At 71.9% G+C, this 15,327-nt stretch carries 17 protein-coding genes; 11 read left to right on the forward strand and 6 right to left on the reverse strand.

Features of this window, described 5'->3' with window-relative positions:
* Positions 1–86: 86 nt before the first annotated feature.
* The gene (locus G3I77_RS25600) at positions 87–494 is read left to right on the forward strand and encodes a YchJ family protein (RefSeq protein WP_248507489.1); all 408 of its coding nucleotides are present in this window, start codon (positions 87–89) and stop codon (positions 492–494) included.
* Positions 495–497: 3 nt separating this feature from the next.
* Here the strand turns inward: G3I77_RS25600 and G3I77_RS25605 are convergent, their stop codons facing one another.
* Positions 498–1,199, reverse strand: a complete 702-nt coding sequence (locus G3I77_RS25605) for a FadR/GntR family transcriptional regulator (RefSeq protein ID WP_248507491.1) — start codon at positions 1,197–1,199, stop codon at positions 498–500.
* Positions 1,200–1,337: 138 nt separating this feature from the next.
* On the opposite strand from G3I77_RS25605, the gene G3I77_RS25610 reads away from it, so the two are divergent.
* The 4 genes from G3I77_RS25610 to G3I77_RS25625 are packed head-to-tail and all read left to right on the forward strand — an operon-like array spanning position 1,338 to position 5,129.
* Complete coding sequence (locus G3I77_RS25610; RefSeq protein ID WP_248507493.1) at positions 1,338–1,856, forward strand: gluconokinase; 519 nt, start codon at positions 1,338–1,340, stop codon at positions 1,854–1,856.
* Positions 1,857–1,904: 48 nt separating this feature from the next.
* Entirely contained in the window at positions 1,905–3,302 is a 1,398-nt protein-coding gene (locus G3I77_RS25615; protein WP_248507495.1) for a gluconate:H+ symporter, read from the forward strand.
* 13 nt (positions 3,303–3,315) lie between these two features.
* Complete coding sequence (locus G3I77_RS25620) at positions 3,316–4,080, forward strand: SDR family oxidoreductase (protein WP_248507497.1); 765 nt, start codon at positions 3,316–3,318, stop codon at positions 4,078–4,080.
* 17 nt (positions 4,081–4,097) lie between these two features.
* Positions 4,098–5,129, forward strand: coding sequence for an L-idonate 5-dehydrogenase (locus G3I77_RS25625; RefSeq protein ID WP_248507499.1), 1,032 nt, complete (start codon positions 4,098–4,100; stop codon positions 5,127–5,129).
* A 79-nt stretch (positions 5,130–5,208) separates the two neighbouring features.
* Here the strand turns inward: G3I77_RS25625 and G3I77_RS25630 are convergent, their stop codons facing one another.
* The 4 genes from G3I77_RS25630 to G3I77_RS25645 form a co-directional block, all read right to left on the reverse strand.
* Positions 5,209–5,832 (reverse strand): cytochrome b/b6 domain-containing protein, encoded by a 624-nt coding sequence (locus tag G3I77_RS25630; RefSeq protein ID WP_248507501.1) that lies wholly within the window; start codon positions 5,830–5,832, stop codon positions 5,209–5,211.
* The gene (locus tag G3I77_RS25635) at positions 5,816–6,565 is read right to left on the reverse strand and encodes a molybdopterin-dependent oxidoreductase (RefSeq protein WP_248507503.1); all 750 of its coding nucleotides are present in this window, start codon (positions 6,563–6,565) and stop codon (positions 5,816–5,818) included. Before G3I77_RS25635 ends, G3I77_RS25630 begins: the two co-directional genes overlap by 17 nt.
* A gap of 87 nt (positions 6,566–6,652) precedes the next feature.
* A complete protein-coding gene (locus G3I77_RS25640) occupies positions 6,653–8,188 on the reverse strand; it encodes an APC family permease (RefSeq protein WP_248507505.1) in 1,536 nt (511 codons plus the stop codon).
* A gap of 34 nt (positions 8,189–8,222) precedes the next feature.
* Entirely contained in the window at positions 8,223–9,173 is a 951-nt protein-coding gene (locus G3I77_RS25645) for a hypothetical protein (RefSeq protein ID WP_248507508.1), read from the reverse strand.
* A gap of 365 nt (positions 9,174–9,538) precedes the next feature.
* Here G3I77_RS25645 and G3I77_RS25650 point away from each other — a divergent pair, with 365 nt between their 5' ends.
* From G3I77_RS25650 to G3I77_RS25665, 4 genes are read left to right on the forward strand one after another with little or no spacing between them, the layout of a single operon-like run.
* Positions 9,539–10,444, forward strand: coding sequence for a DMT family transporter (locus G3I77_RS25650; RefSeq protein WP_248507510.1), 906 nt, complete (start codon positions 9,539–9,541; stop codon positions 10,442–10,444).
* 45 nt (positions 10,445–10,489) lie between these two features.
* Complete coding sequence (locus G3I77_RS25655) at positions 10,490–11,005, forward strand: NUDIX hydrolase (protein ID WP_248507512.1); 516 nt, start codon at positions 10,490–10,492, stop codon at positions 11,003–11,005.
* A 38-nt stretch (positions 11,006–11,043) separates the two neighbouring features.
* Positions 11,044–11,436, forward strand: a complete 393-nt coding sequence (locus tag G3I77_RS25660; RefSeq protein ID WP_248507513.1) for a DUF202 domain-containing protein — start codon at positions 11,044–11,046, stop codon at positions 11,434–11,436.
* Positions 11,433–11,768 (forward strand): DUF202 domain-containing protein, encoded by a 336-nt coding sequence (locus tag G3I77_RS25665; RefSeq protein WP_248507514.1) that lies wholly within the window; start codon positions 11,433–11,435, stop codon positions 11,766–11,768. The genes G3I77_RS25660 and G3I77_RS25665 overlap by 4 nt, the downstream gene beginning before the upstream one ends.
* Before the next feature lie 39 nt (positions 11,769–11,807).
* Here the strand turns inward: G3I77_RS25665 and G3I77_RS25670 are convergent, their stop codons facing one another.
* Complete coding sequence (locus G3I77_RS25670) at positions 11,808–12,752, reverse strand: NADP-dependent oxidoreductase (RefSeq protein WP_248507515.1); 945 nt, start codon at positions 12,750–12,752, stop codon at positions 11,808–11,810.
* A gap of 199 nt (positions 12,753–12,951) precedes the next feature.
* Here G3I77_RS25670 and G3I77_RS25675 point away from each other — a divergent pair, with 199 nt between their 5' ends.
* Complete coding sequence (locus G3I77_RS25675; RefSeq protein ID WP_248507516.1) at positions 12,952–13,986, forward strand: phosphotransferase family protein; 1,035 nt, start codon at positions 12,952–12,954, stop codon at positions 13,984–13,986.
* 5 nt (positions 13,987–13,991) lie between these two features.
* Positions 13,992–15,215: an acyl-CoA dehydrogenase family protein gene (locus G3I77_RS25680; protein WP_248507518.1), complete on the forward strand. Its 1,224-nt coding sequence runs from the start codon at positions 13,992–13,994 to the stop codon at positions 15,213–15,215.
* The last annotated feature ends 112 nt before the right edge of the window (positions 15,216–15,327 follow it).

Genomic DNA, 15,327 nt, shown 5'->3' on the forward strand with positions numbered 1-15,327 from the left:
GCTCCCCCTCGTCGTGCAACTCGTCCCTGCGACGGAGGATAAGGGCGCCAGGGACCGCGGGGGGCCCTGTCGGCACAATGGGGACCATGACCCACCGCATCACCCGCCCCACTCGCCCCGCACAGCCGGCCGCCTGCCCCTGCGGGCTCCCCGAGTCCTACGAGGCGTGCTGTGGCCGGTTCCACTCGGGATCCGTGGCCGCGCCGACCGCCGAGGCGTTGATGCGGTCGCGGTACTGCGCCTTCGTGAAGGGGGACGCCGGGTATCTGCTGCGGACCTGGCATCCGCGCACGCGGCCGGCCCGGCTGGAGCTTGATCCGGGGATGCGGTGGACCGGGCTGGAGATCCTGGGCGCGAGCGACGGGTCGGCGTTCCACTCCACCGGGACCGTGGAGTTCCGGGCGTCGTACCGGGGCGGGTCTCTGCACGAGCGGAGCCGGTTCGAGCGGGTCGACGGGGCCTGGGTGTACGTGGACGGGGAGTTTCCCGCGTAGCCGCTACGGCGCCAGGATGTCGAGTTCCTGGAGGGCGCCGACCGTGATCTCGCGGGTCAGTTCCTCCGCACGGGTGGCGTCGCCCGCGCGGACCGCCTCGGCGACCTGGACGTGCAGGGTGACGGCGGCCGGGTCGGGGTCCTCGAACATCACGTCGTGCTGGGTGCGGCCGGTCAGGACCTCGGCGACGACATCGCCGAGGCGGGCGAACATCTCATTGCCCGACGCGGTCAGGATGACGCGGTGGAAGGCGACGTCGTGGAGGAGGTACCCCTCCAGCTTGTGACCGCGTGAGTGGGCGACCATGCCGAGGGCGCACTCGGTGAGTTCGGCGCACTGCTCGGACGTGGCGTGCCGGGCGGCGAGGCCGGCCGCGACCGGTTCGACCGCCGAGCGCAGCACCGTGAGCGAACGCAGCTGCCGGGGGCGGTCGGCGCCGGCCAGACGCCAGCGGATGACCTGCGGGTCGTAGACGTTCCACTCGGACTTCGGGCGGACCGTCACGCCGACGCGGCGGCGGGACTCGACCAGGTACATGGACTCCAGGACGCGGACCGCCTCGCGCATCACGGAGCGCGACACGTCGAAACGCTGGGCGAGTTCGTCGGTGCGCAGGACACTTCCCGGCGGGTACTCCCCTGCCGTGATCTCGGGGCCGAGGGTGTCCAGTACATGGCCGTGCAGCCCCCGGCCCGGTGTGCTCATGCACTCAGCGTACGGGGTAGATCACGGAGACAAAAAGTCAGACTTATTCATGACGGCCTCTTGAATTCGTCATACCTAATGGGTTTCAGTTGCGTCGACATCACGTGTCGACCTCGGACAGCAGACAGTGAGGCAGCGATGAACACCCCCCATGTCGTCGTGGTCATGGGCGTTGCGGGCACCGGCAAGACCACCATCGGTCCCCTGCTCGCGGCCCGGCTCGGCGTTCCGTACGCCGAGGGCGACGACTTCCACCCGCAGGCCAACATCGCCAAGATGTCGGCCGGAACTCCGCTCACCGACGAGGACCGCCTGCCCTGGCTCGACGCCATCGGCGCGTGGGCGCACGGGCGGGCCGGGCTCGGCGGAGTGGTCAGCTGCTCGGCACTGAAGCGGTCGTACCGCGACCGGCTGCGGGCCGCCGCGCCCGGCGTGGTCTTCGTGCACCTCACGGGTGACCGCGCGCTGATCGAGGACCGGATGTCGCACCGGCAGGGGCACTTCATGCCCACGGCGCTGCTCGACTCCCAGTTCGCCACGCTCCAGCCCCTCGCGGCGGACGAGGCGGGGGTCGGGGTGGACGTCGCGGGCAGCCCGGAGGAGATCACCGAGCGGGCGGCGCACGCCCTGCGGGACCTCCCCGAGCCCGTCCAGTAGCCCCTGGCGGCTTCCCCTCCCCCGCTCCCCAACGCAAGGGAACCCACCGTGACCAGACTCAGCGTCGAGATGCTGGCAGCGGACGCACCCGAGCCGATCACCTCGGCCGGCCACGCTCAGCTGGGCATCGCCGTCCTGGCGGGCATCGCCGTCATCGTCCTGCTCATCACCAAGTTCAAACTGCACGCCTTCCTGTCCCTGACCATCGGGTCGCTGGCGCTCGGCGCGATCGCCGGGGCGCCGCTGGACAAGGTGCTCCTCAGCTTCAGCACCGGACTCGGCTCCACGGTCGCCGGCGTCGGTGTGCTCATCGCCCTCGGGGCGATCCTCGGCAAGATGCTCGCGGACTCCGGCGGCGCCGACCAGATCGTCGACACCATCCTCGCCAAGGCCGGCGGGCGGTCGATGCCGTGGGCGATGGTGCTGATCGCCTCCGTGATCGGACTTCCGCTGTTCTTCGAGGTCGGCATCGTGCTGCTGATCCCGGTCGTGCTGATGGTCGCCAAGCGCGGCAACTACTCGCTGATGCGCATCGGCATCCCGGCGCTCGCGGGCCTGTCCGTGATGCACGGCCTGGTGCCTCCGCACCCCGGTCCGCTGGTCGCGATCGACGCGGTCGGGGCGGACCTCGGTATCACGCTGGCCCTCGGTGTCCTCGTCGCCATACCCACGGTGATCATCGCCGGTCCGGTGTTCTCGAAGTACGCGGCCCGCTGGGTCGACGTCCCGCCCCCCGAGAAGATGATCCCGCAGCGGGCCTCCGACGAGCTCGACAGGCGCCCCGGCGTCGGTGCCACCCTCTTCACGGTGCTGCTCCCGGTGATCCTCATGCTCGCCAAGGCGCTGGTCGACATCGTCGTGGACGATCCCGAGAACCCGGTGCAGCGCGTCTTCGACGTCATCGGCGCCCCGATGATCGCCCTGCTCGCCTCGGTGCTGGTCGGCATCTTCACGCTGCTGCGGCCCGCCGGGTTCTCCAAGGAGCGGATCTCACCGCTCGTCGAGAAGAGCCTCATGCCGATCGCGGGCATCCTGCTGATCGTCGGTGCGGGCGGCGGTTTCAAGCAGACGCTGATCGACACGGGCGTGGGCCAGATGGTCCTGGACATCTCCGAGGACTGGGCCATTCCCGCGCTGCTGCTGGCCTGGCTGATCGCGGTGGTGATCCGGCTCGCGACAGGTTCGGCGACGGTGGCCACGGTCTCGGCGGCCGGGCTGGTCGCCCCGCTCGCGGCCGACATGTCGAGCACGCACACCGCTCTCCTCGTCCTGGCCATCGGCGCCGGCTCGCTCTTCTTCAGCCATGTCAACGACGCCGGGTTCTGGATGGTGAAGGAGTACTTCGGGCTGAGCGTCGGCCAGAACATCAAGACCTGGTCCGTCATGGAGACGATCATCTCGGTGGTCGCCGGTGGCCTGGTCCTGCTGCTGTCCCTCGTGATCTAGGAGTGCCGCGGCGATGACGGCTCATCCCCTCTTCGACATCGGCGGCCGTACGGCCCTGGTCACCGGCTCCATCCGGGGCATCGGACTCGCCCTCGCGCGCGGTCTGGCGGAGGCCGGCTGCACGGTCGTGCTGAACGGACGCGACAAGGACCGGCTCGCCGAGGCCGCCGCCGGACTGCCCGGTGACCGGGTGCACACGGCCGCGTTCGACGTGACCGACGGACCCTCGGTGGCCTCGGGGGTCGCCGAGGTCGAGGAGCGGGTGGGCCCGCTCGACATCCTCGTCAACAACGCGGGCATGCAACTGCGCGCCCCGCTGCTGGAGTTCGCCGACTCCGACTGGCACCGGATCCTGGACACCAACCTGACCAGTGCCTTCCTGGTCGGGCGTGAGGCGGCGCGCCGGATGACGGAACGCGGCCACGGGAAGATCATCAACATCTGCTCGCTGCAGAGCGAGGTGGTACGGCCCGGGATCGCGCCGTACGCCGCCACCAAGGGCGCGCTGAAGATGCTCACCAAGGGCATGTGCGCGGACTGGGGGCCGTACGGGGTGCAGGTCAACGGCCTCGGCCCGGGCTACATCGAGACCGAGCTGACCAAGCCGCTCGTCGACGACGAGGAGTTCAGCGCCTGGGTGCGGCGGCGTACCCCGGCCGGGCGCTGGGGCCGTACGCAGGACCTGGTGGGCGGGGTGCTGTTCCTCGCCTCCCCCGCGGCGGACTTCGTCAGCGGGCAGGTGCTGTATGTCGACGGCGGTATGACGAGCGTGCTGTGACCTGCCGGGAGGCTGTGATGCGGGGTTGTGTGATCCACGGTCAGGGCGACCTGCGGGTGGCGGAGCTGCCGGTGCCGGAGCCCGGGCCGGGGCAGGCGCTGATCGCCGTGCGGTACGGCGGGGTGTGCGGGTCCGATCTGCACTACTGGCGGCACGGCGGGGTCGGTGACTTCCGGCTGCGGGAGCCGATGGTGCTCGGGCACGAGGTGGTGGGGACCGTCGTGGCGTACGGTGCCGGCGCGTCGGGACCGGCACCGGGCAGCGCCGTCGCCGTGCATCCGGCCACTCCGTGCGGGGTGTGCCCGGAGTGCGCGGCCGGACGGCGGAACGTCTGCCGGGACACCCGGTATCTCGGGAGTGCGGCGCGGTTTCCGCATGTCCAGGGGGGGTTCTCGGCTCGGGTGACCGTGCCGTGTGAGCAGGTGCGGGCGTTGCCGGACGGGCTGGAGCTGCGGCGGGCCGTGCTGGCCGAGCCCTTGTCGGTCGCTCTGCACGCGGTGCGGCGGGCCGGGGAGGTGGCGGGGCGGCAGGTGCTGGTGACGGGCGCCGGGCCCATCGGGTGTCTGGTGGTCGCGGCGGCGAAGGCGGCCGGGGCCGCGCACGTCACGGTCTCGGATCTGCTGCCCGAGGCGCTGGAGTACGGGCGGATCGCAGGGGCCGGGACGGTCGTACGGGCCGATGATCCGGATGACCGTGGGTGGCCCGACGAGGTCGATGTGGCCGTCGAGGCGTCCGGGGTGGCCGCGGGGCTCGACACGTGTCTGCGGCGGGTGCGGCGGGGTGGGGTCGTCGTGCAGCTGGGGATGTTGCCGGCGGGGCACAGTCCGTTCGCGGGGAACCTGGTGGTGAGCCGGGAGATCGAGCTGCGGGGGGCGTTTCGCTTCGACGGTGAGTTCGACGAGGCGTTGGCGCTGCTGGCCGGGGAGCCGGCGTTCGACGGGCTGATCAGTGCGGTGGTTCCTGTGGGGGACGCCGCGTCCGCGTTCGCGCTGGCCGCTGATCGGAGTCGGTCGTGCAAGGTGCTGTTGGATTTCGCCCCCGCGCCGTAGACCTGCCCGTCGGTACGTGCGTGCGGGTGCGTCGTGGTGCGTCGTCGTGTGTCGCGCAGTTCCCCGCGCCCCTGAAAACTCAAGGGCGCCACAGAGGGTGCTCCCGGTCTGCCCAGTCTCTGCTGACGTTGCCCGTGCGCATGCCCCTTCTCGATTCCGGGTCCGCCAGGGCCATGCCGATGTGGCCGGCCAGGACGATGCCGATGGTGAGGGCCAGCCAGTCGTGGACGAAGGTCGCGCTGGTGCGCCAGAGCAGGGGGGTGAGATGGGTGAACCACATCATCAGACCCGTGGCGAGCATGACCAGCGTGGCGCCGGCGATCCAGGCCGCGTAGAGCTTCTGGCCGGCGTTGAACTTGGCCGCGGGGCGGGACGCGTGGCGCTTGTCGCGGTGCAGGGCGGCGCGCAGCCAGGTGCGGTCGTGCGGGCCGAAGCGGTTGAGGCGGCCGAGGTCGGCGCGGAAGGCCCGGGAGGCGAGGCCGGCCAGGGCGGGGACGGGCAGGGCGAGACCCGACCACTGGTGCAGGGTGACGACCAGGGCGCGGCGGCCGACGAGTTCGGCGAGCTGGGGGATGTAGAGGCAGGCCGCCGTGACGACGCAGAGGCCCATCAGCGCGGCCGTGGTGCGGTGGATCCAGCGCTGCGGTGGGGTGAAGCGGCGCACTTCGGCCGTGGCCGGCGGCGTGTCAGCTCGTAGGGTCATCGTCCCGTCCGTTCGAGCGGCCCACCCAGGCGTCGACGTCGTAGCCGCGCTCCTCCCAGTAGCCGGGCCGGACCTTGTCGGTGACGGTGATGCCGGAGAGCCACTTGGCGGACTTGTAGAAGTACATGGGCGCCACGTAGAGGCGGACCGGGCCGCCGTGGGAGTGGCCGAGGTCCTTGTCCTGCATGCGCAGGGCGACCAGGACGTCCGCGCGGCGGGCCTGGTCGAGGGTGAGGCTCTCGGTGTACGTGCCGTCGAAGCAGGTGAAGCGGATGGCCTTGGCCGTGGGGCGGACCCGGGCGGCGTCCAGGAGCCGGGACAGGCGGACCCCCTCGAAGGGGGTGTCGGGGACGCGCCAGCCCGTGACGCACTGGACGTCGCGGACCATGCGGGTCTGGGGCAGGGCCCTGAGGTCGTCGAGGGTGTAGGTGGTGGGGCGGTCGACCAGGCCGTCCACGGTGAGGCGGTAGTTGCCGGCGTTCTTGCGCGGGACGGACGAGGCGACCGAGTAGTAGCGGAAGCCGCCGCCGTTGGGGAGCAGGCCGGTCAGGCCGGTGGGGTCGTTGTCGGCCGCGCCGCCGAGGAAGGCCTCCAGGCCGCGTTGCAGCGGGGGCGCGGCGACGACGCCGGCGGCGCCCAGGGCGAGGGTGCCGAGGAAGACGCGGCGGCCGATCGGGGTGCCCCGCTCTTCGGGGTGGTCGTCGTCCACACCCTTGGGTTGGTCCTCGTTCACGTCCTCATTCGAACACCCGCGGCCCCGGCAGGACAGGGATCGCGGGTGCTCGTCAGATTTCCGTAACCACTTCTTACGCGGGCCGCCTCAGGAGGAGGCCGCCTTGTCCAGCTGGAACGCCTCGTTGCCGAGGCCGATCCGGGCGTGCTTCTCGGGGGCGCGGGCGCGCAGCACCAGGCCGAGGACCACGCCGGCGAGCGCGGCGAGGCCGATGATGCCGGGCAGCACCCAGCTCAGCGAGGAGTCGGGTCCGGCGCCGACCAGCACCTCGAAGTCCTTCACCGTGTAGCCGGCGATCACCAGCAGGGCGATGCCCGCCAGCGCGGACGTGACGAGTCGCCAGGCCTGGGCGCCCGCGGCGCCGCGGCGGAGGAAGAAGACGACGACGGACAGGGACGCCGCCGCCATCAGCACGATCACGCCGAGGGCGCCGATGTTGCCGAACCAGGTGAACAGCTGCAGGACGGGCGCGGTCGGGTCGCCGGCCGGCTTGTCGTCGGCGATCGCGAAGGCGACCACGACCACCACGGCCACGACGGTCTGGAGCAGCGAGCCGGTGCCCGGGGCGCCGCTGCTGCCGCTGGTGCGGCCGAAGGCGGCGGGCAGCAGGCCCTCGCGGCCCATGGCGAAGGCGTAGCGGGCGACGACGTTGTGGAAGCTGAGCAGCGCGGCGAACATGCCGGTGACGAACAGGACGTGCAGGACGTCCGTGAAGGTGCCGCCGAGGCGGGACTCCGTGAGGAAGAACAGCAGCCCGGCGCTCTGCTTCTGGGCCGTGCCGACGATGGCGGAGGGGCCGGTGGCCACGGTGAGGGCCCAGCTGCTCAGCGCGAAGAAGACGGCGACCCCGCCGACGGCGAGGAACATCACGCGCGGCACCAGCACGTGCGGGCGGCTGGTCTCCTCGGCGTACACCGGGGCCTGCTCGAAGCCGAGGAACGCGGCGATGCAGAAGCACAGCGCGGTGCCGACACCGGCGCCGGTGAGGGTGTCGGGGTTGAAGGCGTGCAGCGACAGGCCCTCCTTCCCGGGGTCGGCGAGGGCGGCCACGTCGAAGACGACGACCAGGAGCACCTCGATGACCAGCAGCACGCCGAGCACGCGGGCGTTGACGTCGATCTTGAGCCAGCCCAGCAGACCGACGGCGAGCGCGGCCACGAGTGACGGTATCCACCAGGCGATCTCCACGTCGGCGTAGGTGGCGAGGAGCCCGGAGACCTCGAAGCCGAAGATGCCGTAGATGCCGACCTGGAGCGCGTTGTAGGCGACGAGGGCCACCAGGGCGGCGCCCGCGCCGGCGGTGCCTCCGAGGCCCCGGGAGATGTAGGCGTAGAAGGCGCCCGCGTTGTGGACGTGGCGGCTCATCTCGGCGTATCCGACGCTGAACAGGATCAGGACGATGCCGAGGACGACGAACAGCAGCGGCTGGCCGACGATGCCCATCACCGCGAATGTGGTGGGCATGACACCCGCGACGACCATGAGCGGGGCGGTCGCGGCGAGGACGGAGAGCAGCAGCCCCCCGGTGCCGAGCCGGTCGGCGCGCAGGGCGCGCTCCTGCCCCTTGAACGTACTGATGCCGCCGGCGGCGGGTGTGCTCGTTCTCGAACTGTCCGTGGTCATCGGGAGAGCGTCCTCACTCTTCGGGTCGGAGGTGTCAGGCCGTGCCGAGCGCCCCGGCGCGGGCGGCGGCGAAGGCGGTGTGCGGATCGCGGTCCGGGTACGACCAGGGCGCCGGAGTGGCGTGGCGGCCGATCCGGTGGAACAGGGCGGCGGCCTCGGCGCCCCGCCCCTCGCAGAACTTGGCGTGGGCGAGGAAGTTCAGATCGATCAGCCGCCGCGGATGCCCCTCCAGTTCCCATTCCAGCCACCAGTCGAAGGCGGCCTTCATGACCTGCCGGGCACGGCGGCCCGTCCAGTGGCCGGAGGCGGCCGGATCGGCGGGTTCGTGACCGGCGGCGGCCAGGACGCGGTAACGCTCGGCGTGCGCGATGACCGGCAGGATCGCGAGCGGGGAGTCGGCGGGTGCCTGTTCGGCGGCCCAGTTGGCGAAGTCGTAGACCTCGTGCAGCGGGTCCGGGCCGGCCTCGGTGCGGCGGCCGGCGAGCCGGGCGACCATCAGATGGTGGGCGTGGTGGTGGTCGGCGTAGCGGCCGCGTACCGACTCGAAGCCGCGGACCACGTCCTGGTCGCTGCCGACCGCGCACTCCAGCATGAGCAGGCCGAGCCACGGGGTGGGGTCGGCCGGGGCACGGGACACGGCGGCCTGGCAGGCCTCGCGGGCGTGGACCGGCTTGGCCTTGCCGTGCAGGGCGCGCCGGACCTGGGCGAGGGCGAGCAGCACGGAGGCGTCGGCGGACTCGGGTTCGGCGAGCAGCCACTCCCTGGCCCACGCGGCGCAGTAGGACTCCCGGGCGAGGACGGTGACGCGGTGGCCGCGCCGGTCCCAGTCGTCCCCGGTGCGCACCAGCAGGGAACGGGCGTTCTGCCAGCGGCCCTGCGCCAGTGCGGCACGCGCGGCCACGAGCTCGGCGTCGTCGAGGGCCTCGTCGAAGGCCTGCGCCGCACGTCTGCGGCCACGGCCGAGGGGAGGCGGGGGTGGGGACACCGCGGAACTTCCTCACGCGCTCTTCTTGTGTTTCGGCTCACGGCGGTGAAGGAAGCACGGGTGTGCGCATTGCCATGAACTGATCACACACAGCAAACCCCCAGCCAAGGGTTGGCGTCAAGGGCCGCCTGAGCGTTACACGCGTCAACTGCCGTTACTTGCGCGGGTCTTGTGATTCAGGTGACAGCAGAGGCAGGTGTGACCGGCATCCGATTTTTCCGTTTCGCCCTTTGTGACGTACGTCATAGCGTGGGCTGCCGTCGCCCCCGACGATGGCATGACGTACGGGCGCGCCGGGCGGAGCCGGCCGGTACAGTCGGCCCCTACGCAATCGTGAACCCGACCTGACGATCGAGGTACACCGCGTGTCGGTTCTAGTTCTGGCGCTCGCCCTGGGTGCCGCCTGCTGTCTGGGCTTCGGCTTCGTCCTCCAGCAGAACGCGGCTCAGCGGGCCCCGCTGAGCGACTTTCTCTCCTTTCGCCTGCTGATCGACCTGGTGAAGGTGCCGCGCTGGCTCGGCGGCATCGCGCTGATGGTGGTCGGCATGGGGCTGGGCGCCGCCGCGCTCGGGCAGGGCGAGCTGTCGCTGGTGGAGCCGCTGCTGGCGACGAACCTGCTCTTCGCGCTCGCACTCTCCCGCAAACAGACCCGGCAGCCGCTGGGCCGCCAGGGCTGGGCGGGCCTCTTCCTGCTGGCGGGCGGCGTGACCGCGTTCATCGTGGCGGGTCGGCCGGAGGGCGGCGCCGCGACGGCCGACCCGATGCGGCAGTGGCTGATCATCGGGGTCATGATCGGCCTCGCCCTGCTGCTCACGACGCACGGCAAGAGGTCCCGGCTGAGCTCCGGTCCGGTGCTGCTGGCACTGGCTGCCGGGCTGCTCTACGGCGTGCAGGACGCGCTGACCCGGGTCAGCGGGCAGAAGGTCGCCGAGGGCGGCTTCGCCGACCTGCTCACCGGCTGGGAGCCGTACGCGGTGCTCGCGCTGGGCGTGACGGGGCTGGTCCTCGTGCAGAGCGCGTTCGAGACCGCGTCCCTGCGCAAGTCACTGCCCGCCCTGACCGCGGCGCAGCCGCTGGCCGGGATCGTCTGCGGCGTCGGCTTCCTGGGCGACCGGCTGCGCACCGACGCGGCGGCCCTGAGCTGGGAGGCCGGTGGCCTGCTGGCCGTGGTCGCCGGGATCGTGCTGCTGGGTCTGCACCCGGCGATGCCGCAGGGGGCACCGGAGCGGGCACGGGTGGCCGCGCCCGCGGTGAGCCCGGCCTCGTCCTGACGGGCCCTGCCCTGCCCGGGGCGCCTGCCCTGCTTGGATGAGGGCATGAGCGCTGCTGACGAGATCCTCGACATCGTCGACGAGAACGACCAGGTCATCGGGCAGTCCCCCCGCGGCGAGGCCTACGCCCGGGGTCTGCGCCACCGCTGTGTGTTCATCCAGGCCCGGGACGCCGAGGACCGCGTGTTCGTGCACCGACGCACCCCGGCCAAGCTGGTCTTCCCCTCCCTCTACGACATGTTCGTCGGCGGAGTGGTCGGCGCGGGCGAGTCCTACGACACGGCGGCCCTGCGCGAGGCCGAGGAGGAACTCGGCGTGAGCGGCCTGCCGCAGCCACAGCACCTCTTCACGTTCCTCTACGACAACGGCGCGGGCCGGACCTGGTGGTCGGCCGTCTACGAGGTCCGCTGCGAGCTCCCCGTGCGACCGCAGGTCGAGGAGGTGGCCTGGTACGACTTCCTGGCCGACGCCGAGGTCGAGCGACGCCTGGGCGACTGGGAGTGGGTGCCGGACGGACTGGCCGCGTACGAGCGGCTCAAGGCGTTCCGGTCGGCCGGCTGAAGCGGAGCCGGACCGGGGGCCCGGGTAGGGTCGCGCACGTGATCGAGTTCGTACGGAACGTCCGGTTGTGGTTCGCGCCCGCCGAGGTCCGGGAGGACGGCGAGACGCCCGACTACCGGTTCTCGCTGGCGAACGAACGCACCTTCCTGGCCTGGCTGCGCACCGCGCTCGCACTGATCGGCGGCGGCTTCGCCGTGGACCAGTTCCTGCCGGACCTGCGCTGGGCCTGGCGGGTCGGACTGGCGCTCGCGCTGCTGGCCGCGGGCGTGCTGTGCTCCCTGCGGGCCGTCAACCACTGGCTGCGCTGCGAGCGGGCCATGCGGCGGGGCGAGGACCTGCCGGTGTCCCGGTTCCCGGCGCTGCTGAGCCTGGTCGTCGCGGTCGTGGCGGTCGCCATGGTCCTGGTCGTGCTCGTGGGGTGGGAGGGGTGAGCGCGCCGGCCGCCCGGCAGCGCGACCCCGACCGCGATCCCGGACTGCAACCCGAGCGGACCCGGCTCGCCTGGCGGCGGACGACACTGTCGGGGACCGTCGTCGCCGTGCTCGCGGTGAAGACCGTGCTGCACGGCGGGGCGTCGGCGGCCGGGGTCGTCGCGGGTGCCCTGTGCTGTGTGCTCTGGCTGGGCTTCCTGAGCGTCGCCCACCGGCGTATCCGCACCCTCGCGGCCACCGCGCGCCCCGCGGCGTTCGCGCCCCGGCACGCGGCGGCCGCGGTGCTGTGCACGGTGGCGATGGCGGCGTGCGGGGCCGCCCTCGTGCTCTAGGGCACCCGGACACCCCGTTCCTCACTCGCACCCCGTTCCTCACTCGCCGTCGCTCCCCCAGTCCACCGTCACGACGATCTTGCCGCGGGTGCGGCCCTGGTGGTTCAGCCGGTGGGCGTCCGCCGCCCGCTCCAGGGGGAACGTCTCGTCGACGTGCACGCTCACCACGCCCTGCTCCGCCAGGTCGGCCAGGCGCTCGAGGTCCTGCGCGTCGGGGCGGACGAAGTAGTAGCGGCCGCCGTAGGTCACGACGTCGTTGTCGGCGATCGACACCAGGCGGCCCTCGGGGGCCAGCAGGTTCGCCGACACCTTCAGCGCCTCTCCGCCGACCGTGTCGAACACCGCGTCCACGCCCTCCGGAGCCAGTCCGCGCACCCGCTCGCCCAGGCCCTCGCCGTACACCACCGGCTCCCCGCCGAGCCCCCGCACGAAATCGTGGTTGGACTCGCTCGCCGTACCGATCACCCGGGCGCCGAGGTGGGTGCCGAGCTGCACGGCGATCGAGCCGACGCCGCCGGCCGCGGCGTGCACCAGCACGGTCTCGCCCCGCTTCACCTGGAGCATCTTGACCAGCACCTGAAAGGCGGTGAGCCCGACCAGCGGCAGCCCGGCCGCCTCCTCGAAGGAGAGATTGCGCGGCTTGCGCGCGAGGGTGCGCAGCGGCGCGGCCACGTACTCGGCGAAGGTGCCGCGGGAGAGGAAGTCCTCGCGCACGTACCCGATGACCTCGTCCCCGACGTCGAACTCCGACACGGCCACACCGGGCCGTACGACGACGCCCGAGACGTCCCAGCCGGGCACCACGGGGAAGACGGGGGCGAGGGTCCCGTCGAGGTATCCCTCACGGGCCTTCCAGTCGACGGGGTTCACGGCCGCCGCCCGCACCTTCACCAGCACCGCGTCCGGGCCGACCTTCGGATCGCGGACCTCCCCGAACGCCAGCACCTCGGGTCCGCCGTACCGTGAGTAGCTGATGGCCTTCATGGCTTTGACCTTCCGGGCTCGTCGCGGGGCACGCAAGCCGGATGGCCTGAACGAAGCGGCCGAAACCTCCCCGTTCGCCCCGTGGGAGGAGTCGTCGGCCTATCGTGGCTCCGATCACGTTTCGGCCCCGCTCTGGACGACATACCGACCGGTCGGCATCATGAGTCGGGAACTGTTCACCTGCCCGTAGGAGCGACGCATGAGCCCCGACCACCCGCCCGGACTCGATCTCGACCGGTTGCGCGGCCTGCTCGACCGCGAGCGGCCCGGCCTGGTGAACGGCCCGCTGTCCGGCCGACTGATCGAGGGCGGACGGTCGAACCTCACCTACGCGGTCTCCGACGGCACCTCCCGGTGGGTCGTGCGCCGGCCCCCGCTCGGCCACGTCCTGGCCACCGCGCACGACATGAAGCGCGAGCACCGGGTGATCAGCGCGCTGCACCCGACCGCCGTGCCGGTGCCGGAGCCGGTGCTGCTGTGCGAGGACGAGGAGGTGCTCGGCTCGCCGTTCTACGTCATGGAGTTCGTCGACGGCACCCCCTACCGCACGGCCGACCAGCTCGCCCCGCTCGGTCCGGAGCGGACCCGGGGCGCGGTGCTGAACCTGGTCGACACACTGGTGGAGCTGCACGCGGTCGACCCGGGCGAGGTGGGTCTGGCCGACTTCGGCCGGCCCGAGGGCTTCCTGGACCGGCAGCTGCGCCGCTGGGGCAAGCAGCTGGACGCCTCCCGCAACCGCGACCTGGACGGCATCGACGAGCTGCACGCCGCCCTCGGGCGCGAGCTGCCCCCGTCCCCCGCCCCGGCCGTCGTGCACGGCGACTACCGGCTCGACAACGTCCTCATCGGCGAGGACGACCGGATCAAGGCCATCCTCGACTGGGAGATGTCGACGCTGGGCGACCCGCTCACCGACCTCGGCCTGCTGGTGATGTACAGCATGCCGCTGAGCATGCCCGACTCCCCCGTCTCCACGACCGCCGAGGCCCCCGGGCATCCGGCGCCGTCGGAACTCATCGAGCGGTACGCCGCGCGCTCGGGGCGCGACGTCTCCGCGGTCTCCTGGTACACGGCGTTCGCCTGGTTCAAGCTCGCCGTGATCCTCGAGGGCATCCACTACCGCTACACGCTGGGCCAGACGGTCGGACGCGGCTTCGACCGCATCGGCGACCTCGTCCCCGTCTTCGTCCGGCACGGACTGACCACGCTTCACGAAGGCCTCCAGGAGGGCTGATCCGTATGGACTTCGCTTTCGACGCGCGCACCGAAGAGCTGCGCGCCAAACTCCTCGCCTTCATGGACGAGTACGTCTACCCGGCCGAGGCCGTCGCGGACGAGCAGCGTGAGCGGCTCGCCTCGCCGTGGGAGACCGTGCCCGTGGTCGAGGAGCTCAAGGCCGAGGCCCGCAGGCAGGGCCTGTGGAACCTCTTCCTGCCGGACTCCGAGTACGGGGCCGGGCTCACCAACCTCCAGTACGCGCCGCTCGCCGAGATCATGGGCCGCTCCCCGCAGCTGGCGCCGACGGTGACGAACTGTGCGGCGCCCGACACCGGGAACATGGAGGTGCTCACCCAGTTCGGCGACGAGCGGCAGCGCAAGCAGTGGCTGGAGCCGCTGCTGGCCGGCGAGATCCGCTCGGCGTTCGCGATGACCGAGCCGGAGGTGGCCTCCTCGGACGCCACGAACATCACCACGCACATCGAGCGAGCCTCCGATGGCACAGACGAGTACGTCATCACCGGCCGCAAGTGGTACATCTCCGGTGCGATGCACCCCGACTGCAAGATCTTCATCGTGATGGGCAAGACCGACCCGGACGGGGCGGACATCCGCCGTCAGCAGTCGATGGTGCTGGTGCCGCGGGACACCCCGGGCGTCACCGTCAAGCGGGCCATGCGGGTGTTCGGGTACGAGGACCACTACCACGGCGGTCACGCCGAGGTGATCTTCGACCACGCGCGCGTGCCGGTGTCGAACCTGGTCGGTGAGGAGGGCGGCGGTTTCGCCATCGCGCAGGCGCGGCTCGGCCCCGGGCGGATCCACCACTGCATGCGGCTGATCGGCATGGCGGAGCGGGCGATCGAGCTGATGTGCCGGCGGGCCGTGTCGCGGACCGCGTTCGGGAAGGCGCTGGCGCAGCAGGGTGTGGTGCACAACTGGATCGCGGACGCGCGGGTGACGGTGGAGCAGTTGCGGCTGCTCGTGCTGAAGACCGCGTGGCTGATGGACACGGTGGGCAACCGCGGTGCGCACACCGAGATCCAGTCCATCAAGATCGCCACGCCCCGGGCGGTCGTGGACATTCTCGACCGGGCGATTCAGCTGCACGGCGCCGGCGGGGTGAGCCAGGACTTCCCGCTGGCGGAGCTGTACGCGGGGGCGCGGACGCTGATGATCGCGGACGGGCCGGACGAGGTGCATCAGCGGTCGCTGGCGCGGCGGGAGCTGAAGCGGTACGTGTGACGCGGTGCGGGCGGCGGGGGTTCCGGCCCCGCCGCGCCGTGCGTCCCGGTGGGCGGATGCGCCCGCCCCGGGTTGCGGACGGGATGTGAACCTTCGCACGGTCTCGTGTCCG

It is taken from the genome of Streptomyces sp. D2-8 (assembly GCF_023184515.1).
Lineage (GTDB): Bacteria > Actinomycetota > Actinomycetes > Streptomycetales > Streptomycetaceae > Streptomyces.